The sequence below is a fragment of the Pseudobutyrivibrio sp. MD2005 genome (assembly GCF_000621865.1).
Lineage (GTDB): Bacteria > Bacillota > Clostridia > Lachnospirales > Lachnospiraceae > Pseudobutyrivibrio.
Genome location: NZ_KK211361.1, coordinates 52,962 through 73,867, shown reverse-complemented (window position 1 = coordinate 73,867; position 20,906 = coordinate 52,962). Strand labels below are relative to the sequence as shown.

Here is a 20,906-nt window from a genome sequence, read left to right as displayed (position 1 = left end):
TCTTCAATTTAAATTTATTTAGATTTGAGGTTATTTATGGCAAAAGATATACCAGTATATGTCTTCACTGGATTTATGGATAGTGGTAAGACCACATTAATTCAGGAGACATTATTTGAGAACGACTTCGCTCAGGGCGGAGAGGACAAAATCCTCATTATTGCGTGTGAGGATGGCGATGTAGAGTACGACATCGAAAAGCTTAAGACAGTTAATGCTAAGGTTACAATGATTGAGAACGAAGAAGATTTCAATCTTGAGAATCTTACTAAAATCCAGAAGGAATTTGAGCCAGATGTTATCTTCCTTGAGTACAATGGTACTTGGGGTGTTGATCATATTTATGATGAGCCACTTCCAGAAGGATGGGTTCCAGCTCAGAGCTTAGCTACAGTTGATGCAACAACATTTGAAAACTACCTTAATAACATGCGTACCATGATGATGGAGCAGTTATTTAAGGCAGAGGTTGTTATTTTCAACAGATGTACAGATGCTACACCTAAGACAAAGTTCCGTGGACAGATTAAGTCTATGAATAGACCAGCTCAAATCGTATATGAAAGAGCAGACGGTTCTATCGACGATTCTCCAGAGGAGCTACCATTTGATCTTGATGCAGATGTTATTGAAATCACAGATGCAGATTATGCACTTTGGTTTATGGATTGCATGGAGACACCTAAGAAGTACGATGGCAAGAAGGTTCACTTTACAGGCCTTGTATATAATCCAAACGATGGAAAGCTTAGACGCGATGTTTTCATTCCAGGAAGATTCGCTATGACTTGTTGCGTAGAGGATATTCAGTTCCTTGGAATGAAGTGTAAGTGGGATAAGGCTTCTTCACTAGAACACCGTTCATGGATTAATATTACAGCTCAGATAAAGAATGAGTTTGCAAAAGAGTATAAGGGTAAGGGCCCGGTACTTTATCCAATCTCTGTAGAGCCAGCAGAAAAGCCAGAAGATGAATTGGTTTATTTTAGTTAGTTGATAGTTAGCCTCTAGTAGGAGATTAATCTGGCTAGGGGCTATTTCCATATCAATTAAATGATTATAAATTTTTAATTGTTATTTACTTTAGCACTTTACAAAGCTAAAGAAATGTTATACATTATTAGAAATGCGAAAAAGGGAAGGAGTCTATTTTATGTATTCAATCTTAAAAAAGGAAAAGCTTTCAGATAAGATTTTCCTTATGGTTGTTAAGGCACCTCGCGTGGCAGCAGGTTGTCTACCAGGACAGTTTATTATTGTAAAAATCGATGAGGAAGGAGAGCGTATTCCTCTTACTATTTGCGATTACGATAGAAACGAAGGCACAGTTACAATAGTATTCCAGACTGTTGGTGCTTCTACAGAGCGTATGGCATTACTTGGTGAGGGTGATGCATTTGCAGATTTTGTAGGACCTTTAGGACAGCCATCTGAGCTTTGCGTTGAAGAGAATCTTGAGGAGACAAAGCAGAAGAATATCGTTTTCATCGCAGGTGGTGTTGGTACAGCTCCAGTATATCCACAGGTTAAGTGGCTCAAGGAGCACGGAGTAAAGACAACAGTTATTATTGGTGCACGTACAAAGGATATCCTTTTCTATGAGGACGAAATGAGAGAGGTTGCTACAGAGCTTTATCTTGCAACAGATGATGGCAGCTACGGCTTCCACGGAAATGGTTGCCAGCAGCTTCAGGCTCTTTGGGATGAAGGAAAGAGATTTGACCACTGTGTAGCAATCGGTCCTATGATTATGATGAAGTTTGTTTGCCTCCTTACAAAGGAGCTTGGCATTCCTACAGTTGTATCAATGAACCCAATCATGGTTGATGGTACAGGTATGTGTGGCGCTTGCCGTCTTGTAGTTGGCGATGAAGTTAAGTTTGCATGTGTAGATGGTCCAGAGTTCGATGGACATCTTGTTGATTTTGATCAGGCTATGGCACGTGCTAAGCAGTACAAGACAGAAGAAGGTAGAGCCCTTCTTAAGCAGCAGGAAGGTGATACACACCACGGCGGATGCGGAAATTGCGGAGGTGACGAATAATGGCAGATATGATGGTTAGAGTACCTATTTCAGAGCAGGACCCAAAGGTTCGTGCTACAAATTTCGAAGAGGTTTGTCTTGGATATACAGAAGAAGAGGCAGTAGCAGAGGCTAGTCGTTGTCTTAACTGCAAGAAGCCTATGTGTGTAGGCGGATGCCCAGTTTCTATCAATATTCCTGCATTTATCGAGCAGGTTAAGGAGCGCAACTTTGAGAGAGCTTACGAAATCATTTCTGAGTCATCAGCTCTTCCAGCAGTATGCGGTCGTGTTTGCCCACAGGAATCACAGTGCGAAGGTAAGTGTATCCGTGGCATCAAGGGCGAAGCAGTAGCTATCGGAAAGCTTGAGCGTTTTGTAGCTGACTGGGCTAGAGAAAACGGAATCAAGCCAAAGAACACATCAACTCCAAACGGACACAAGGTAGCTGTTATTGGTTCAGGCCCTTCAGGTCTTACAGCAGCTGGTGATCTTGCTAAGGCTGGATATGATGTAACAGTATTCGAGGCTCTTCATGAGATGGGTGGTGTACTTGTTTATGGTATTCCTGAGTTCCGTCTTCCAAAGGATAAGGTTGTAAAGGCTGAAGTAGAAAACGTAAAGGCTCTTGGCGTTAAATTCGAGAAGAACGTTATCATCGGTCGTTCAATCACAATTGATGAGCTTATTGAGCAGGAAGGCTTTGAGGCTGTATTTATCGGATCTGGTGCAGGTCTTCCAATGTTTATGCATATTCCTGGAGAGCAGGCTAACGGAGTATTCTCTGCAAACGAATACCTTACACGTAACAACCTTATGAAAGCTTTCAAGGAAGGTTATGATACACCAATCGCTCGCGGCAAGAAAGTAGTAGTTGTTGGTGGTGGTAACGTTGCAATGGATGCTGCTCGTACAGCTCTTCGTCTTGGCGCAGAAGTACACGTAGTATATCGTCGTTCTGAGGCAGAGCTTCCAGCAAGAGCAGAGGAAGTTCATCACGCTAAGGAAGAGGGCGTTATCTTTGATCTTCTTCAGAATCCTGTTGAAATCCTTGTAAACGAGGAAGGCAGTGTTCGTGGATGTAAGGTAATTAAGATGGAACTTGGTGAGCCTGATGCTTCAGGTCGTCGTCGTCCAGTAGAAATTCCAGGTAGTGAGTATGAAATCGAGTGTGATACAGTTATTATGTCACTTGGTACATCTCCAAACCCACTTATCTCTAGCACAACAGCTGGTCTTGAGACAAACAAGAAGGGCTGCCTCATTGCTACAGAAGATGGTGCAACAACAAAGACTGGCGTTTACGCTGGTGGAGATGCCGTAACAGGTGCCGCAACAGTTATCCTTGCCATGGGTGCAGGAAAGACTGCAGCAGCTGCAATCGACGAATACTTCAAGAATAAGTAAAACTAATGCCCCGAGCTTACAGCTTGGGGCTTTTTTAGATTTTAGACAATAAATAAGGGACCCGCGAAATGCGAGCCCCTGTTTTGACGGGTTAAATAGTTCTTAATTAGAACTGACCAAAAGCATACTTGAAAAATGAAACTGGCTCCTTGCCTTCTCTTTTCTGCTTTCTGCAATACTTCTCATAATCTGAATAAACACTGTACATCTGGAATGATACTTCTTCGAACATTCTTATTTCCTCCTATTTCTCTTCTTTTCTTCTTTACGTGCATTATAATAACTCCTAATTTGTACTTTGTCAACAAAAACAATATTAAGAAATTGTGAAAAATGTATAAACGATTTGTGGTTGTGATAGTTTTTAGGGTCTGCTAAAATTTTAAATATGGAAACTTTGGGTATATAAAATAGTTTTTAGGAGCGTAAATATGAACGAGAGAATACTTGAAGGGGCATTAAAGGTTTTTAGAGAGAAGGGCCCTAAATTTACCATGGATGATCTTGCTTCAGAAATGAAAATGAGCAAGAAAACAATCTACACGATTTTTGATGATAAGAATGAATTGATGTGCAATATGATGGATTATGCATTCGACATGATTAAATCGGCAGAGGATGAAATCTACAATAATCCTAATTTGACCACATTGGAAAAAATAAGAGGAGTATTAGCGGTGTTGCCGGAGTCTCACTATGGGTTCGATTACACGGCTATGAATCAGCTGGCAGCAAAGTATCCTATGGCTTATAACAAAATGATTGAGCGACTTGATAGTGGCTGGGAGAAGACAATCGAGCTGATTAAAAAGGGGATGGCTGATGGACAAATCCGAGAGATTAACTTTGACATATTTAAGTTGATGTATGAAGCTTGCGTGGATAAGCTTCTGATGGGGGATTTCCTTTCAAAGAGCGGAGAGTCTTATCCTACTGCATTGGCAGAAGTAGTGGATTTTATGTTAGATGGCATTATTGTAAAGGACAAATAAATGGCACAAAGAATATATCTAGACAGAAAATGGAGATTTAACGAAGAATTTGATGAGGAAATGATTGAAGTGCCTATGAAGAAAAGTACTTTGATTAATATTCCGCATACTGTAAAGGAGACTCCTGCGTCATACTTCGACGAGAGCATTTATCAGATGGTAAGTGCATATCAGAAGAGTATATCAGCTCCAATACAATGGAAGAATAAGGATGTGTTCCTTACATTTGAAGGCGTAGGGCACGCCTGTGATGTTTATATTAATGGTAAGCATGTAAAGCATCATGACTGTGGCTATACAGCATTTACTATTAATGTCACAAGGCATCTAAAATATGGAGAAGATAATCTTATCACCGTTAGAGTGGATTCAAGGGAGACGCTAAATCAGCCGCCTTTTGGATATGTGATCGACTACATGACATATGGTGGTATATATAGAGATGTTTATTTTGAGATAAAGGACAAGACTCATTTTATTGATGTGTTTTTACAGCCTTCATTGCTTGAAAGAGTATCTACAAGTAAGCGCACAAAAAAGCAAATCAAAATGATGAAGGTACAGGGCATTCTAAAGACAGAATGCTACATTACTAATAGTATTTACGATTTGGCTGTAGATGACCATGCATTTATTAGGCAGTACCTAGGGGAAGATCTTATCATTTCTCAGCCAGTAGTGGGATTAGAGCATGTTGAGGGTGGATACATTTTTAATATCAGCTCTGCACCGGCTACTGTAAAGCTATGGGATATAGAAAATCCAGTGCTTTATCCAGTAAAGACTCAGCTTGTTATTGATGACAAGGTGGTGGATGAGTTTGAGGCTAATATCGGCTTTAGAAGCTCGGAATTCAGAAAGAATGGATATTACTTGAATGGGCGTAAGGTGAAGCTCAGAGGTTTGAACAGACATCAGTCTTACCCTTATGTGGGATATGCTATGCCTGAGTCTATGCAAAGGCTGGATGCAAAGATATTAAAGGAAGAGTTGGCTGTAAATGCTGTCAGGACCTCTCATTATCCTCAGTCTCAGTATTTCATTGACGAGTGCGATAAGCTAGGGCTTCTTGTGTTTACGGAAATCCCAGGCTGGCAACACATTGGCGATAACGATTGGAAGGATATTGCTGTAGAGAATACAAAGGATATGGTTGTCCAATACAGAAATCATCCATCAATCATTTTATGGGGAACTCGTATAAATGAATCTCAGGATGATGATGAGCTTTATAAGCGAACAAATGATGTGGCTCATAAATATGATCCTACTCGTCCAACAGGAGGAGTGAGGGTTATTGCAAAGAGCTCCCTTTTGGAGGATGTATATACATACAATGATTTTGTGCATTCCGGCAAGAATAAAGGCTGTCGCAAGAAGAGCGATATTACATCAGATGTGGAAAAGCCTTATTTAATCAGCGAGTACAATGGCCACATGTATCCGACAAAGCCTTATGATTCAGAAAAACATCGTCAGGAACACGCCATTAGACATGCAAATGTGCTTAATTCTGTTGCAGAAGAGACAGATATAGCAGGGGCTTTTGGATGGTGCATGTTTGATTACAATACTCACAAGGACTTTGGCTCTGGAGATAGAGTGTGCTATCACGGCGTTATGGATATGTTTAGGAATCCAAAGCTTGCGGCATCGGTGTATTCGGCCTTTTCCGACAGTGAAAATGTGCTGGAGGTAACAAGCAGCTTTGATATAGGCGAGCATCCAGCCAGCAATCTTGGTAAGACATATATCATTACAAATGCTGATCTAGTAAGGATGTATAAAAATGATGAGCTTATCAAGGAATACACCCCTGCAGATAGTGAGTTTGAGAACATGAAGCATGGACCAATTTTGATTGATGATTTTATTGGTGATGCAGTGGAAAACTCTGGAGAATTTAAAAAGGGGCAGGCAAAGCTTGTTAAGCAGGCGTTGAATCAGCTTACAATCGAAGGATTTAAAATAAGCCCTTCGATGCTGTGGACTGCATTAAAGCTTGTACTAATTCATCGTTTTAATCCAAGTAAGGCTGTAGCTACCTATAGCAAATACATAGGTGACTGGGGCAATGCATCCAGAGAGTATAGATTTGAAGCCATAAAGGATGGCAAAACTGTAAAGACTGTTACGAAGGCAGCTGTTACAGAAGCACATATGGAAATTAAATCCAGCCACACATTACTTACAGAGTGGCATACTTATGATGTGGCAAATATCAGAATTAAAATACTAGATCAAAATAATAATCAGCTGTATTTCTTTAATCGACCTATTAGCTTTGAGGTGGATGGTCCATTTGAAGTGATTGGACCTACATCTATTTCGCCTGTAGGTGGGGCAGCTGGCGTATACATCAAATCTATTGGTGAAGATGGAGATGGAAAATTGACTATTCACTGCGATGGATTAGAGGATGTTCAAATTGGGCTATCAGCTGAGTGCCTGGTTTAAGATTGGAGGAATTAGCAACAATGATAAAAGCTGATGGAAGGATATTTTTACTAAATACTAAAAATACTACATATGGATTCAGAGTGATAGAAACGGGACAGCTTATCCATATGTATTACGGAAGAAAGCTTCATACAGAGGAATTATCAACATTTATGATAGACAAGGCCACAGCGCCAGGAAATACTGTGGCATACGATGAGGCACATCCTAATTTGTCACTTGAGGATGTTTGCTTAGAAGTGTCTACTATCGGAAAGGGTGATTTCAGAGAGCCTATGATAGAGGCGGTGTGCGCTGATGGCAGCACAACACTGGATTTTGTGTATGATTCATATGAAATCATTCAGGGAAAGCCTGATTTTAAGACATTGCCAAGTTCTTATGATGAGACTGGAAAAGTGGAGACACTTAATATCACATGCAAGGATAGAAACCGTGGTTTTACTCTGATTCTATCTTATTCGGTGTTTGAAGATTGCGATGTTATTACACGTTCAGCCAAGTTTATAAACACTTCAAAGGAGCCTGTTAAGCTTACGAGAATGCTCTCTATGCTTGTGGATTTTGAGGCTACTGGAATGAAAATCACATCCTTCCACGGAGGATGGACAAAAGAGATGAATAAGAGCGATGTCATTCTTCCAGCAGGAAAGTTTGTCAATGGCTCATTTACTGGAACAAGCTCAAACCGTTGCAATCCATTATTTATGGTTTCAAGCGCAGATTCCACAGAAGAGACTGGCAGCGTATGGGGATTCAATTTGGTATATTCTGGCAACCATTATTCGGCTACAGAAGTATCGCCATTTAATAAGACCAGAGTGGTATATGGAATCAATCCTAGAAACTTTGCCTGGACATTAGAGCCAGAGCAGGTATTTGAGGCGCCAGAGGCTGTGCTTACATATTCTGCAGCAGGATTCAGACAGATGTCCCTTAACATGCACGAATTTGTAAGAGAGCACATCACTCGTGGACCATGGAAGAAAAAGGAGCGCCCAGTGCTTATCAACAGCTGGGAGGCATCATATTTTGACTTCACAGAAAACTCGCTTGTGAAGCTTGCTAAGACTGCCAAAAATGCCGGCATCGAGCTTTTCGTAATGGATGACGGATGGTTTGGAGAGCGAAACGATGATCACCGGGCTTTAGGTGACTGGGACATCGTAAACAAAAAGAAGCTTCCTGGCGGTCTAGCTGGCCTTGCAAAGAAGATTACTGACTTAGGAATGATGTTTGGACTTTGGGTGGAGCCAGAGATGATAAATGTGGACAGTGAGCTATATCGCAGGCATCCTGATTGGGCTATGGACATACCTGGCATGAACCACTCGGAAGGACGTTTCCAGCGCATACTTGATCTATGCAATCCTACAGTTGTAGACTACATGATTGATGTAATGACTGAAGTGTTTGCGACTCCAGGCTTATCTTATATTAAGTGGGATATGAACAGAAACTTTTCTGATTACTATTCTAAGTATCTTCCTGCCGACAAACAGCAGGAGGTAGGGCACAGATATGTACTCGGTTTTTACAAGATGCTAAAGACTCTTACTGAAAAGTTCCCAAACATATTGGTGGAGGGATGCGCCGCTGGCGGCAACAGATTCGATCTAGGCGCTTTATGCTACTATCCACAGATTTGGGCCAGCGACAACACAGACGCTGTCAGCAGGCTTGCAATACAGGATGGCTACTCATATGGCTACCCTCAGAGCACATACACTGCACACGTATCTGCCTGCCCTAATCACCAGACTCTTCGCACTACACCAATTGAGTCTAGATTTTCGGTCGCAAGCTTTGGAGTACTAGGATACGAGCTCAACTTAAACGATATGAAAGCTGAGGATATTGCAGCAGTAAAGGCTCAAATCGACCTATACAAAAAGTATCGCAAGACATTACAGTTTGGCGATTTCTACCGACACAGAGCCGACAATATCTATCAATGGAGCATTGTGGATAAAGACAAGAATACTGCAATCGCAATGTTGATGCAGCAGGAGATAAAAGCTGGCGAACAGCAGCTTGATCTAGAACTCACCGGACTTGACGCAGACGCTAAATACAATTTCTTTGGCTACACATTAGATTGCACACCAAAAGGAATAGGAAGCCTTGTAAGTGCAATCGCACCTATACCTATCATGCAAGGCGCTATAGCAAGCGGAATAGACGCAAAGTACACAAAGAAACCAGGGGTCACCGAAAACTACGTAGCCTACGGAGACACCCTAAACTCCCATGGCGTAAAGCTCAACCAAAGCTTTGAAGGCGGCGAAAACCTGGCCTCACGCTACCTCTCAGACTTCGGAGGCCGCCTCTACTTCGTAGAAAAGTGCTAGGTTTGCAATTGTGCCACTACAGTTTGCTGTACACAGACACTATAGAGTTTCTAAAAGGCCATCAAACAATGCTTAGGCTAATTGCGTTCATACTCCGTTCACCAAGAAAAATAACGAAGCAGGTTTTGAATATCTAGGTACCGTGCTCCATGCGACGTCCTGTCGCTTACGCACTTGCGCTGCCGTCCATGGCAGCGCATACCTATATATTTCAAAACCTGCTTCTATTTTTCTAGGCTCACTTCAAAATCACGCAATTAGTCCTAAGATTGTATTGATGGCCTTTTCTATTTTTGTTGTGTGTCTGTGTACAACAAACTGTACCGCACAATTGCAAAGAATCAAAAGAACACGCGCAATAAAAAATGCGACACTTGGCACCTAGATAATCTTTAGCCGCAGGCGATGCCCCGGTTCCTACAGTGGAGGAGGTCCAGGCCCCAGAATAGCAAATAGGTGTCATAGTGGAGATTGCGGGTGCCTAGTCAACTTTTTTGTCGATGTAGTTGCTGCGGTATTTGCTATAGACGATTTTTTGAGCGCGGTAGAGGCCAGTGTATCCTGATACCCAGTAGCTGAAGGCTACAGCCAGGAGAAAGTAAGGCATAGGCTCGTATCCGAAGAGCTCAAAGCAAATAAGTAGGCTGGAGATTGGGCAGTTGGTGACGCCGCAGAAGAGGGCGCCCATGCCTACGGCTGCCAAGAGTGAAGGCGATACTCCGATGAGCTGGCCTACGGCAGCGCCTAGGGTTGCACCAATAAATAAAGTTGGAACGATTTCGCCACCTTTGTATCCACAGGATAGTGTAAGAGTGGTGAAAACCATTTTTAGGATGAATGTGCAAAGGCTGATGCTGGCACCGGTAAAGCATGATGCGATGATTGCAGAGCCAGTGCTGTTGTAGGTTTGGTTGCCTACGATTAGAGTAAGAAGTAAGACTGATGTACCGCCGATTACTGCTTTAATGTATGGGTTAGGAACTTTAGATGAAAGGAACTCTTCGTATTTGTGGAGCATGGTGCAGAATAGTATTGATGCGAAACCACAAACTATGGCGAAGAGGGAAATCATAATGGCAGACTTAACTGTGAATGTAGGTATAAGCTGGATTTTGTATATCTCAGAGCCTAGTCCAAAGTATGCAGCGATGAAGCGTGCGACCAGTGAAGAGATAACGCAAGGAACAAGTGCAGCGTAGTGCATGATTCCTACGGAGATGACTTCCATTGAAAAGATTGCGGCAGCCATCGGTGTGCCGAAAAGGGCAGAGAAGGCTGCACTCATGCCGCACATAATCATTGTCTTTTTGTTGGTGGAATTGAGCTTGAGGGCTCGGCCGATTCCGTTGCCTATGGCACCGCCCATCTGAAGGGCAGCACCCTCACGACCAGCAGAACCACCTACAAAGTGTGTGATGAGTGTTGCTACAAAAATTAGTGGAGCAAGTCTGAATGGAAGGCGTTCGTCTGATTGGATTGCAGCGATGACTATGTTTGTGCCGCTGTCCTTTACCTTGAGAACTTTTTTGTATATGAAAGTGATTAGGACGGCACCTATTGGTAATAAGAAAATCAGCCATTTGATTTTGCTTCGAGTCTCTACTACAAAACGCATGGATAGTCCAAAGGCTGTGGCGAAAAGCCCCACCACGATTCCAATAAAAATGGCAGCGGCGGTCCATCCTATAACAGAAAGGGCGCGGTGGCTGTTGTGATCTACCTTGTGAATAAATTCTTCTTTAAATTCTTGATTGTTCATATTTATATCCTTAAAAATTTTTATTTTTGCTATTATATGCTAGCATTGTAAGATGTTTGCTGCAATACTCAAAGACTGTGTAAATCCTTTTTTTTATTGTAATTTATGGTAAAATAAAATCTATTAGATATTATGTTTGGGAGAATTTAATGTACAAGGTATATTATTTGATGCACAGCAGTTTTGTTGTGGAACTTGATGATAGATATTTATTATTTGATTATTTCAATAAAGAAGTGGTAGCGGATGTGGTTAATTATGCCGGCGGGCTGCCAGAACTTTCAAAAGATAAAAAGCTATACGTTTTTGCAAGTCATTGTCATAAGGATCACTGGTGGGTGCAGAATCTCAAGTTTGCAGAGGAAGGCTATGATGTAAAGTTTATTCTTTCGAAGGATATCAGGCTTGGAAAGAATTTCCTCATTAGAAATGGAATTGATATATCTGTAAAGGATAAGATCCAATTCGTGAAGCCTCTATCTAAATATAAGGTGGATGACATGGAAATTGTGACGCTTCGCTCAACAGATGCAGGTGTGGCTTTTGTGGTTAATGTTGCAGGAAAGCGCATCTATCATGCTGGAGATTTGAGCTGGTGGAATGTGGAAGGCAGAGGCGAGCTTTACGGCGAAGTCTATGGCCGAGAGTATAAAAGGGCTTTAAAACAGCTTCTTAATAAACGAATCGATATTGCATTTGTTGTCCTTGACCCAAGAATGGGAGAGGATGGATACTTTTTAGGACTCGATTATTTCGTTAAGAATTTTGAGTGCGAATACATTTTCCCAATGCATATGTGGGGAGATTATAAATGGATTGAAAGATTCAAAAATCGTCCTGACATATCTACATTAAAGGATAGGATAATCGATATAGACAGGGAAAATATGATTTTTGAGTTAGAGGATTAGAATGGTTTTTAGCAAGAAGCTTACAGCTGAGGAATTTAATCCAGAGGTAATAATGAATTCTGGACAGGTGTTCAGAATGAAGCGGGAGACTAAGGGGGCAGATGGCATGCCTGATACCTATAGTGCCTGCTCTGGAGATAACGATGTTTATTTCTATTTAAATAAAGAAAGAGATACATGGGACTTTGCCTGCGAGGAAAATCAGTGGGATTTCTGGCAAAGTTATTTTGATTTTGCGACAGACTATGTAGCTTTTAATGATAAGATACGAAAATCTGACGATAAGTTTTTGAAGGATGCTCTAAAGGATTCCTTTGGAATGAGGATTCTAAGGCAGGATTTGTGGGAAGTTTTTATTTCTTATGTTATTTCCCAAAACAACAATATTCCTAAGATTAAAAAATCTATCCAGGTATTGTGTGATAGATATTCAGATGGAATACATTTTCCAAAGGCTGAGACATTAGCTTATGTCCCAGAGGCGGAGCTTATGGATGGCACAGCCCTTGGGTACAGGGCGGATTACATCATCGGCATTTCAAAGCAGGTGCTTGCGGGTAGCCTTGATATCAAAAATATCAGTGAAATGAGCTATGAATCGGCAATGGCAAGCCTTCTTAAAATCAAAGGCATCGGGCCTAAGGTGGCTAACTGCATTATGCTTTATGGTTTTCATTTCATGGAAAGTTATCCTATAGATACATGGATGAAAAAGATAATATCCGAGGATTATAGTGGATATACCAAGGATGAATATCTTTCTTATGTAAATGAAAAATATGCTGGATATCAGGGATATGTTCAGCAGCTGCAGTTTTACCACAAGAGGAAAAAGTAATAAATCGGGGATGAATAATGTTTAAGTATCATTTGTGGGCACTTTTGATAGGAACAATATTAGACTTCATTTTTGGAAGGATATATAGCATATGGAATCCTTTTGATTCCATTAAGAAGCTGGTAAAGCACTTAGATAGGGCTTTGCTTGGGGATGAACTCATTTTGCTAGAGCCTGCCAAACAAAGAAGCCTAGGAATGTGGCTTATCATAATTGTTTTGGTGCCGGTATTTGCAACAGTCACATTTTTTAATTTGTTGTTTTATGACATAGCTCCATGGCTTGGAGTTTTGTTTGAAGCCTTTGCTACATATCTATGTATAGATGGAAAATACCTGTACTACGGAGCAAAGGGCGTTATGGCCGATTATTACGGCTGCGGAATAAGAGAAATGAAGCACTCTTATGAGTTGTTTTCAGGGAGAGAGTCAAAGGGAGAAGATGAGTCAGAGGTCACAGCAGAGACAATTACTTATCTGGCTAACGAGACTTCCGATGGGCTGATTTCCCCTCTAGTCATTATGTTTTTGTTTGGTCCTGTTGGCGGATTTTTATATCGGTCAATAGATATAATAGATCAGGTGGTTGGCTATAAGAACAGCCGATATATGCATTTTGGTTACTACGGTGCAAAGCTGAGTTGGGCGGTGAGCTACTGGCCAGCAAGATTTAGCGGGGCACTTACAGTGTTTGCTGCCAGATACACATTTGGTGGCTTTCATGGAAGAAATGCCAGATACATACACTTGAGAGATGGTGTAAAAGCCATATCTGCTTTTGCAGGAGCATTAGGTATCGCCCTTAAGGATAAAACCGTGGGAGATATGGACAAAGAGCCAGAAGCTTGTGATATACGAAAGGCAATTGGGCTTATGCGCAACGATTTTTTGTTGATGCAGCTCATAATCGTGATTTTATTATTAATTTTCTGATTTACGGGTAGAATTTGGAAATATTTTGGATTATAATTTGCTTAAGTATGTTATAAGGTTTAATTGGTTAAAGAATATTGTAATTTAGGAGGAACTGCTATGTCTGCATTTTTATCTAGTTTTGCAAGTTATCTAATTAAAATGATCATACTCGTTGCGTTAGGAATTTGTGGAGGCTTTATTGGAATTAAACTCCGCCAGTCTAGCGATAGGAAGAAGGGCATCGTTGATGCCGCAACAAATTCTTCCGAGGAATAATTTTTGGAGGACTATTGTTTTGAATACTGGTGTTAATGATTTACGACGCGCCTACTTGGAGTTCTTTGAGAGCAAGGATCATCTTTGCCTCAATAGTTTTTCTCTTGTACCACAGAACGATAACAGTTTATTGCTTATCAACGCTGGTATGGCACCTCTTAAGCCATACTTTACAGGTCAGGAGATTCCACCTCGTAGACGCGTTACAACATGTCAAAAATGTGTTAGAACAGGTGACATTGATAATGTAGGTAAGACGGCCCGCCATCTTACTTTTTTTGAGATGCTTGGTAATTTTTCCTTCGGCGATTATTTCAAGCACGAGGCGATTGCTTGGTCATGGGAATTCTTGACTAAGGTATTAGAGCTTGACCCTAATCGTTTATATCCATCTATTTATGGAGAGGATGAGGAAGCATTCGAAATCTGGACAAAGGAAGTTGGTGTTGCACCAGAGCGCATCACTCGTTTCTATCGTGATCCAGAGACAGGCGAGTGTGATAACTTCTGGGAGCATGGTGCAGGTCCTTGCGGTCCTTGCTCAGAGATTTACTACGACCGTGGTGAGAAATACGGCTGTGGCAAGCCTGATTGTAAAGTAGGTTGCGAGTGCGACCGTTACATGGAAGTTTGGAACAACGTATTCACTCAGTTCAATGGCGATGGCCATGGCGGTTATGAGGAGCTTGCTCAGAAGAACATCGATACAGGTATGGGTCTTGAGCGTCTTGCTGTTGTTATGCAGGATGTTGATTCTGTATTCGATATCGACACAATGAAGGCTATTCGTGACAAGATTTGCGAGATGTCTGGAAAGAAGTATCAGGTAGATGCTCTTGATGATGTTTCAATTCGTCTTATCACTGATCATATTCGTTCATCTACATTCCTTGTATCTGATGGTGTTACACCTTCAAACGAGGGTAGAGGATACGTACTTCGTCGTCTTATCAGACGTGCTGCTAAGCATGGCCGTGCACTTGGCATTGATGGTCTTTTCATGGCTAAGCTTTCAGAGACAGTTATTAATGAATGTAAGGATGGCTATCCAGAGCTTTGGGAGAAGAGAGAATTCATCTTCAAGACTCTCACAGCTGAGGAAGAGCAGTTCAACAAGACTATCGATAAAGGTCTTGAAATCCTTGCAAAGATGGAAGAGGAGCTTAAGGCTTCTGGCTCTAAGGAGCTTTCAGGAGAGAATACATTCAAGCTTTATGATACTTACGGATTCCCTGTAGATCTTACAGCTGAAATCCTTGAGGAAAAGGGATTCTCTTATGATGCTTCCGGCTTTGAGGCTTGCATGGAGGAGCAGAGACAGAAGGCTCGTGCTGCTCGTAAAGAGACAAACTACATGGGTGCTGATGCATCTGTTTATGATGATATCGATCTTTCTGTTACATCTGAATTCGTAGGCTACGACAAGACTACATCAGAGTCAGAGGTTACTGTTCTTACAACAGAGACAGAAATCGTTGATACAATCACAGAGGGTACAGTTGGAACAATCATCGTTCCTGAAACACCATTCTACGCTACAATGGGTGGTCAGATTGGTGATACTGGTATCATCTGTACACCAAACGGTGAGTTTGAAGTTAAAGACACTATCAAGCTCAAGGGTGGTAAAATCGGTCACGTTGGTGAAATGAAGTCAGGTATGATTAAGGTTGGCGATAAGGTTACACTTAAGGTTGATGCTGCAAGACGTAGCCGTATCTGCAAGAACCACTCAGCTACTCACCTTCTTCAGAAGGCACTTCGTGAAGTACTTGGTACACACGTAGAGCAGAAGGGTTCATACCAGGATGCTGATAGAACACGCTTCGATTTCTCTCACTTCTCAGCAATGACACCTGAGGAAATCGCAAAGGTTGAAAAGATGGTAAATGACAAGATTGCAGAAGGTCTTGCAGTTACTACAGCAATCATGTCAATCGATGAAGCTAAGAAGAGCGGTGCTATGGCTCTCTTTGGTGAGAAATACGGCGACGAAGTTCGCGTTGTAAAGATGGGAGATTTCTCTACAGAGCTTTGTGGTGGTACACACGTATCAAACACATCTGAAATCTCTGCATTTAAGATTCTTTCAGAAAACGGTGTAGCTGCTGGTACACGTCGTATCGAAGCTATCACTGGCGCAGCTGTATTTGAATACTATGCTGATATCGAAGCTAAGCTTAATGCTGCAGCAGCTGCACTTAAGTGTCAGCCAGCAGACGTAGAAGAGAAGATTGCACATCTTCAGAAGCAGCTTAAGGAAGCAAATTCTGAGCTTGAATCTATGAAGGCTAAGGCAGCACAGGCTGCAGTAGGCGATGTTATGGATTCAGTCGTAGAGGTTAACGGAGTTAAGCTTCTTGCTACATCAGTAGCTGGTGTAGATATGAACGGTCTTCGTGATCTTGGCGATGATCTTAAGTCAAAGCTTGGCGAGGGCGTTATCGTTCTTGCATCTGATTGCGATGGCAAGGTTAACCTTGTTGTTATGGCAACAGATGCAGCACAGAAAGCTGGCGCACATGCTGGTAACCTTGTAAAGGCTATTGCACCTAAGGTTGGCGGTGGCGGCGGCGGTCGTCCAAACATGGCTCAGGCTGGTGGTAAGAATCCAGCAGGCATTGCAGATGCGTTAGCAGAAGCAAGATCAGTACTTGAGGGTATGTTGAATTAATAAATTAGGTTGTTAAATGAGCAAGTAGGTATCAAGCGCTTGAGTAATACTAAGGCTTGAGACCGTAACTTGCGTAGTTTTATAGAAAATTGGGTTGACAAATAAATTTTTTCTGTTAAAATGCTTGTTAGTGCTTTTAGATTAATGAGTACAAGTCCCCAAATGGAGGGAGGTTAGGATTAGACTATGTCATATGTTACAGTTAAAGAAAACGAGTCATTAGACAGCGCTCTTCGTAGATTTAAGAGAAACTGTGCTAAGGCTGGTATCCAGCAGGAGATTCGTAAGCGTGAGCACTATGAGAAGCCTTCAGTAAAGCGTAAGAAGAAGTCTGAGGCTGCTAGAAAGCGTAAGTTCTAATTTACGTTGAAGAATTTATGAAATCATGGCCTGTACCGGTTACTGGTACAGGCTATTTTTCGGTTTACGTTTAGTCGAGTTATGCCGATGGTGTATTGGCATTGCTGGTATTAATATATAGAAAAATTGTGAGCGGACAAGTAATGTATGACTTCTTGCTGACAGAACAATGAAATTGTCAGCAAGAATCCTGCTTTGCAGGACATGAAAATAGATAAATCTATTTCATGGTATTTACGATTCCTGAAAAACTGATGTTTTTCAAGAATCTATAAATAGGCTGTAGGCAACAAGCTATTTGCTTACTCAAGCGAAGCTTTCTATGCGAAGCGGAGTAAGACGAATGCTTGTTACCGTAACAGTCGAGAAATGATATAGGTGTCCGCGGATTATTTTTGGAGGTTTTATGGCACGTTCAGTAGAAGAAGAGATAAAGAGACGTCGTACTTTTGCGATTATTTCCCATCCCGATGCAGGTAAGACAACACTTACCGAAAAGTTTTTGCTTTATGGAGGACAGATCAATTTGGCTGGTTCCGTAAAGGGAAAAGCCACAGCCAGACATGCTGTATCAGACTGGATGGAAATTGAGAAGGAGAGAGGTATTTCAGTTACTTCTTCAGTTCTTCAGTTTGAGTATGACGGATATTGCATCAATATTCTTGATACACCTGGTCACCAGGATTTCTCTGAGGATACATATCGTACACTTATGGCTGCCGATAGTGCCGTAATGGTTATCGATGCTTCAAAGGGTGTTGAGGCTCAGACACGTAAGCTTTTTAAGGTTTGTGTTATGAGACATATTCCTATCTTTACATTCATTAATAAGATGGATAGAGATGCTAATGATACATTTGAGCTTCTCGATGATATTGAAAACGAGCTTGGTATCGCTACAGTTCCTGTTAACTGGCCAATCGGTTCTGGTAAGGAATTCAAGGGTGTGTATGATAGAAATACACGCTGTGTTCGTATGTTCTCTGATACACAAAAGGGTACAAAGCAGGGAGAGGAGCGCATTCTTTCAGTAGATGATCCAGCTCTTAAGGAAGAAATTGGTCAGGAAAAATATGATCAGCTTATGGAAGAGCTTGAGCTTTTAGATGGTGCAGGTGCAGAGTTTAACCAGGATGAGGTTACAGCTGGTGAGCTTTCTCCGGTATTCTTTGGTTCTGCCCTTACAAACTTTGGTGTAGAGACATTCCTTGAGCATTTCCTCCAGATGACATATAGCCCACTTCCACGTAAGAGTGATGCAGGTGAGATTAGTCCATTTTCAGAGGATTTCTCAGCATTTGTATTTAAGATTCAGGCAAATATGAACAAGGCGCACCGTGACCGTGTTGCATTCCTTCGTATTTGTTCTGGTACATTTGATGCTTCAAAGGATTACTTACATGTTCAGGGTGGACGTAAGGCAAAGCTTTCTGCTCCACAGCAGATGATGGCAGATGAGCGTAAGATAGTAGATAAAGCTTATGCTGGTGATATTATTGGTGTGTTTGATCCAGGCCTTTATAGCATTGGTGATACATTTACATCTGCTAAAAAGCCATTTAAGTTCGAAGGTATTCCTACATTCGCTCCAGAGCATTTTGCACGTGTTCGCCAGATTGATACTATGAAGCGTAAGCAGTTTATGAAGGGAATCACACAGATTGCCCAGGAAGGTGCTATCCAGATTTTCCAGGAGTTTAACACTGGTATGGAGGAAATCATCGTAGGCGTAGTAGGTGTTCTTCAGTTTGACGTATTAAAATATCGTCTTAACAATGAATACAATGTAGAAATCGCTCTTGAGAACCTTCCATATGAGCACATCAGATGGATTGAAGGAGATTATGACTTAGATAAGATATCAGGTACATCTGATATGAAAAAGATTAAAGACCTTAAGGACAGACCACTTCTATTGTTCGTTAATTCATGGTCTGTGGGCATGGTTCTCGACAGAAATGAAGGGCTTGTTCTTTCAGAATTTGGTACTAACTAAAAATATCTTGACGGTAATATTTTTACAGTGTATATTAATGGGCAGTGGCATTCGCCACTGTCTTTTGTTTTTTTGTTTTCAAATTTTTATCCCATTTTTTGTTGACATTTATAATCACTTTATCTATTATTGTATTAAAGAAACGAACAGTTGTTCCGAACGGAGGTTTTATTAAATGGCAAATGAAGATAAGCTTAAAGCGTTAGATGCTGCGATTTCGCAGATTGAAAAACAATATGGTAAAGGTTCTGTTATGAAGCTTGGGGAGGGAGCTAACATCCAGGTAGAGACAGTTCCTACAGGCTCAATCAGTCTTGATATAGCACTTGGACAGGGTGGTTTCCCTAAGGGACGTATTATCGAAATCTACGGTCCAGAATCATCAGGTAAGACAACACTTGCACTTCACGCAGTAGCAGAGGTTCAGAAGGCAGGCGGTATCGCTGGTTTCATCGATGCTGAGCATGCTCTTGATCCTAAATATGCTAAGGCAATCGGTGTTGATATTGACGATTTATACATTTCTCAGCCTGATAACGGTGAACAGGCTCTTGAAATCACAGAGACAATGGTGCGTTCAGGCGCTATGGATATCATCGTAGTCGATTCAGTTGCAGCACTTGTACCAAAGGCAGAAATCGATGGAGATATGGGTGATTCTCATGTAGGTCTTCATGCACGTCTTATGTCACAGGCCATGAGAAAGCTCACAGGTATTGTTGCAAAGACAAACTGCGTTGTCATCTTTATCAACCAGCTTCGTGAGAAGGTTGGTGTTATGTTCGGTAACCCAGAGACTACAACTGGTGGTCGTGCTCTTAAGTTCTACGCTTCAGTTCGTATCGATGTTCGTCGTATCGAGGCTCTCAAGCAGAACGGCGAAGTAATCGGTAACAGAACTCGTGCAAAGATCGTAAAGAACAAGGTAGCACCTCCATTCAGAGAGGCAGAGTTCGATATCATGTTTGGTGAGGGTATCTCTCGTGAGGGCGATATTCTTGATGTAGCAGCCAATCTTGATATTGTACAGAAATCTGGTGCTTGGTATGCATACCTTGGCGAGAAGATTGGCCAGGGCCGCGAGAACGCTAAGACATACCTTAAGCAGAATCCAGAAGTTCGCGAGGAGATTGCAGACGCAATCCGCGAGCACTATGCTGAGACTGACGAATCAGAAGTTGGTTTAGTTGGTGGCGATAAGAAGGACGATATTCCTACAGAGGTTATTGAATAATAATGGAAGTTTTATCTCTTGTTAAACTTACAAAGGGAAGAGCAAAAATCTGTCTCGCTGGCGGGGCAGATTTTGTTCTATATAAAAAAGAATACGAGTCTTATGGAATAGAAGAGGGAGCAGAATTATCTGAAGCAGATTATCAGCAGATAATGCAGGATATCATTATTCCTCGCTGCAAGAAAAGAGCACTGCACCTTCTTGAAAAGCAGGATAGGTCGGAGAAGAATCTTAGGGATAAGCTTAAGGAAGGCGGCTATTCGGAGGATGTGATTGATATAGCTATCGATTACATCAACGAATATGGCTATTTGGATGATGCCAGAATGGCTGCCAGTCACATTAGGTTTTACCAGGATTCCAGAAGCAGAATGAGGCTCAAGCAAGACCTTATTGGCAAGGGGATTTCATCTGAAGTAATCGAGCGTGTGATGGAAGAGGAATACACTGTTGATGAGGGGGACCTCATTGAAAAACTGCTTGATAAAAAGGGATACGACAGAGAAAATTCCAGTTACGAAGATAGGGCAAAAATGTACCGTTTTTTGGCGTCCAGAGGTTTCTCTTCGGATAGCATAAATAGGGTATTAAAATAGAGGTTAGATACACTATATATGGTGCTTGCAGGCTTGACATAAGGGCTATATAAAGTTAAACTAATTGTGTTGATGTTTATAAATGAGAGCAGTATAGCTTTTATTTTATATTCCAA

17 protein-coding genes are annotated in these 20,906 nt (G+C 41.5%); 15 read left to right on the top strand and 2 right to left on the bottom strand.

Annotated features, from left to right (window positions below):
* Positions 1 to 36 precede the first annotated feature (36 nt).
* The 3 genes from T498_RS0114290 to gltA all read left to right on the top strand — a co-directional run bounded on the left by T498_RS0114290 (position 37) and on the right by gltA (position 3,429).
* Positions 37 to 993 carry a TIGR03943 family putative permease subunit gene (locus tag T498_RS0114290; RefSeq protein ID WP_028236509.1) on the top strand — a complete coding sequence of 319 codons (957 nt, stop codon included), beginning with the start codon at positions 37 to 39 and terminating at the stop codon, positions 991 to 993.
* A gap of 160 nt (positions 994 to 1,153) precedes the next feature.
* A complete protein-coding gene (locus T498_RS0114285) occupies positions 1,154 to 2,044 on the top strand; it encodes a sulfide/dihydroorotate dehydrogenase-like FAD/NAD-binding protein (RefSeq protein WP_028236508.1) in 891 nt (296 codons plus the stop codon).
* Positions 2,044 to 3,429 (top strand): NADPH-dependent glutamate synthase, encoded by a 1,386-nt coding sequence (gltA, locus tag T498_RS0114280; protein ID WP_028236507.1) that lies wholly within the window; start codon positions 2,044 to 2,046, stop codon positions 3,427 to 3,429. Before T498_RS0114285 ends, gltA begins: the two co-directional genes overlap by 1 nt.
* Positions 3,430 to 3,535: 106 nt before the next feature.
* On the opposite strand, the gene T498_RS17145 is transcribed toward gltA, so the two are convergent.
* Entirely contained in the window at positions 3,536 to 3,661 is a 126-nt protein-coding gene (locus T498_RS17145) for a hypothetical protein (RefSeq protein WP_256380499.1), read from the bottom strand.
* A gap of 199 nt (positions 3,662 to 3,860) precedes the next feature.
* On the opposite strand from T498_RS17145, the gene T498_RS0114270 reads away from it, so the two are divergent.
* From T498_RS0114270 to T498_RS0114260, 3 genes are read left to right on the top strand one after another with little or no spacing between them, the layout of a single operon-like run.
* Positions 3,861 to 4,421, top strand: a complete 561-nt coding sequence (locus tag T498_RS0114270) for a TetR/AcrR family transcriptional regulator (RefSeq protein WP_036978695.1) — start codon at positions 3,861 to 3,863, stop codon at positions 4,419 to 4,421.
* Positions 4,422 to 6,878 carry a glycoside hydrolase family 2 protein gene (locus T498_RS0114265; RefSeq protein WP_028236505.1) on the top strand — a complete coding sequence of 819 codons (2,457 nt, stop codon included), beginning with the start codon at positions 4,422 to 4,424 and terminating at the stop codon, positions 6,876 to 6,878. It abuts the gene before it with no gap.
* 20 nt (positions 6,879 to 6,898) lie between these two features.
* The gene (locus T498_RS0114260; RefSeq protein ID WP_028236504.1) at positions 6,899 to 9,232 is read left to right on the top strand and encodes an alpha-galactosidase; all 2,334 of its coding nucleotides are present in this window, start codon (positions 6,899 to 6,901) and stop codon (positions 9,230 to 9,232) included.
* Between the two features lie 481 nt (positions 9,233 to 9,713).
* Here T498_RS0114260 and T498_RS0114255 read toward each other — a convergent pair whose 3' ends face one another.
* On the bottom strand, positions 9,714 to 10,991 hold the full coding sequence (locus tag T498_RS0114255) for a chloride channel protein (RefSeq protein WP_028236503.1): 1,278 nt from the start codon (positions 10,989 to 10,991) through the stop codon (positions 9,714 to 9,716).
* A 149-nt stretch (positions 10,992 to 11,140) separates the two neighbouring features.
* Between T498_RS0114255 and T498_RS0114250 the strand changes: the two genes are divergently transcribed.
* From T498_RS0114250 to T498_RS0114210, 9 genes are all read left to right on the top strand, one after another.
* Entirely contained in the window at positions 11,141 to 11,902 is a 762-nt protein-coding gene (locus T498_RS0114250) for an MBL fold metallo-hydrolase (RefSeq protein WP_028236502.1), read from the top strand.
* 1 nt (position 11,903) lies between these two features.
* Entirely contained in the window at positions 11,904 to 12,740 is an 837-nt protein-coding gene (locus tag T498_RS0114245) for a DNA-3-methyladenine glycosylase 2 (RefSeq protein ID WP_028236501.1), read from the top strand.
* A gap of 17 nt (positions 12,741 to 12,757) precedes the next feature.
* The gene (locus tag T498_RS0114240) at positions 12,758 to 13,672 is read left to right on the top strand and encodes a cobalamin biosynthesis protein CobD/CbiB (RefSeq protein ID WP_028236500.1); all 915 of its coding nucleotides are present in this window, start codon (positions 12,758 to 12,760) and stop codon (positions 13,670 to 13,672) included.
* A 99-nt stretch (positions 13,673 to 13,771) separates the two neighbouring features.
* Positions 13,772 to 13,930: a hypothetical protein gene (locus tag T498_RS16985; protein ID WP_197019975.1), complete on the top strand. Its 159-nt coding sequence runs from the start codon at positions 13,772 to 13,774 to the stop codon at positions 13,928 to 13,930.
* Positions 13,902 to 16,604, top strand: a complete 2,703-nt coding sequence (gene alaS / locus T498_RS0114230; protein WP_051524868.1) for an alanine--tRNA ligase — start codon at positions 13,902 to 13,904, stop codon at positions 16,602 to 16,604. The genes T498_RS16985 and alaS overlap by 29 nt, the downstream gene beginning before the upstream one ends.
* A gap of 186 nt (positions 16,605 to 16,790) precedes the next feature.
* Complete coding sequence (gene rpsU, locus T498_RS0114225) at positions 16,791 to 16,964, top strand: 30S ribosomal protein S21 (protein ID WP_028236498.1); 174 nt, start codon at positions 16,791 to 16,793, stop codon at positions 16,962 to 16,964.
* Between the two features lie 406 nt (positions 16,965 to 17,370).
* The gene (locus tag T498_RS0114220) at positions 17,371 to 18,960 is read left to right on the top strand and encodes a peptide chain release factor 3 (RefSeq protein ID WP_028236497.1); all 1,590 of its coding nucleotides are present in this window, start codon (positions 17,371 to 17,373) and stop codon (positions 18,958 to 18,960) included.
* 175 nt (positions 18,961 to 19,135) lie between these two features.
* Positions 19,136 to 20,194, top strand: a complete 1,059-nt coding sequence (gene recA / locus T498_RS0114215; RefSeq protein ID WP_028236496.1) for a recombinase RecA — start codon at positions 19,136 to 19,138, stop codon at positions 20,192 to 20,194.
* Positions 20,195 to 20,196: 2 nt separating this feature from the next.
* On the top strand, positions 20,197 to 20,790 hold the full coding sequence (locus T498_RS0114210; RefSeq protein WP_081779779.1) for a regulatory protein RecX: 594 nt from the start codon (positions 20,197 to 20,199) through the stop codon (positions 20,788 to 20,790).
* Positions 20,791 to 20,906 lie beyond the last annotated feature (116 nt).

What these genes read in the sequence shown, in the direction of transcription:
- T498_RS0114255 (WP_028236503.1), bottom strand. Translation starts at nt 10,991, where the DNA reads ATGAACAATCAAGAATTTAAAGAAGAATTTATTCACAAGGTAGATCAC.
- T498_RS0114270 (WP_036978695.1), top strand. Translation starts at nt 3,861, where the DNA reads ATGAACGAGAGAATACTTGAAGGGGCATTAAAGGTTTTTAGAGAGAAG.
- T498_RS0114240 (WP_028236500.1), top strand. Translation starts at nt 12,758, where the DNA reads ATGTTTAAGTATCATTTGTGGGCACTTTTGATAGGAACAATATTAGAC.
- T498_RS17145 (WP_256380499.1), bottom strand. Translation starts at nt 3,661, where the DNA reads ATGTTCGAAGAAGTATCATTCCAGATGTACAGTGTTTATTCAGATTAT.
- gltA (WP_028236507.1), top strand. Translation starts at nt 2,044, where the DNA reads ATGGCAGATATGATGGTTAGAGTACCTATTTCAGAGCAGGACCCAAAG.
- T498_RS0114260 (WP_028236504.1), top strand. Translation starts at nt 6,899, where the DNA reads ATGATAAAAGCTGATGGAAGGATATTTTTACTAAATACTAAAAATACT.
- T498_RS0114245 (WP_028236501.1), top strand. Translation starts at nt 11,904, where the DNA reads ATGGTTTTTAGCAAGAAGCTTACAGCTGAGGAATTTAATCCAGAGGTA.
- T498_RS0114285 (WP_028236508.1), top strand. Translation starts at nt 1,154, where the DNA reads ATGTATTCAATCTTAAAAAAGGAAAAGCTTTCAGATAAGATTTTCCTT.
- alaS (WP_051524868.1), top strand. Translation starts at nt 13,902, where the DNA reads ATGCCGCAACAAATTCTTCCGAGGAATAATTTTTGGAGGACTATTGTT.
- T498_RS0114220 (WP_028236497.1), top strand. Translation starts at nt 17,371, where the DNA reads ATGGCACGTTCAGTAGAAGAAGAGATAAAGAGACGTCGTACTTTTGCG.
- T498_RS16985 (WP_197019975.1), top strand. Translation starts at nt 13,772, where the DNA reads ATGTCTGCATTTTTATCTAGTTTTGCAAGTTATCTAATTAAAATGATC.
- T498_RS0114265 (WP_028236505.1), top strand. Translation starts at nt 4,422, where the DNA reads ATGGCACAAAGAATATATCTAGACAGAAAATGGAGATTTAACGAAGAA.
- T498_RS0114250 (WP_028236502.1), top strand. Translation starts at nt 11,141, where the DNA reads ATGTACAAGGTATATTATTTGATGCACAGCAGTTTTGTTGTGGAACTT.
- rpsU (WP_028236498.1), top strand. Translation starts at nt 16,791, where the DNA reads ATGTCATATGTTACAGTTAAAGAAAACGAGTCATTAGACAGCGCTCTT.
- T498_RS0114290 (WP_028236509.1), top strand. Translation starts at nt 37, where the DNA reads ATGGCAAAAGATATACCAGTATATGTCTTCACTGGATTTATGGATAGT.
- recA (WP_028236496.1), top strand. Translation starts at nt 19,136, where the DNA reads ATGGCAAATGAAGATAAGCTTAAAGCGTTAGATGCTGCGATTTCGCAG.
- T498_RS0114210 (WP_081779779.1), top strand. Translation starts at nt 20,197, where the DNA reads ATGGAAGTTTTATCTCTTGTTAAACTTACAAAGGGAAGAGCAAAAATC.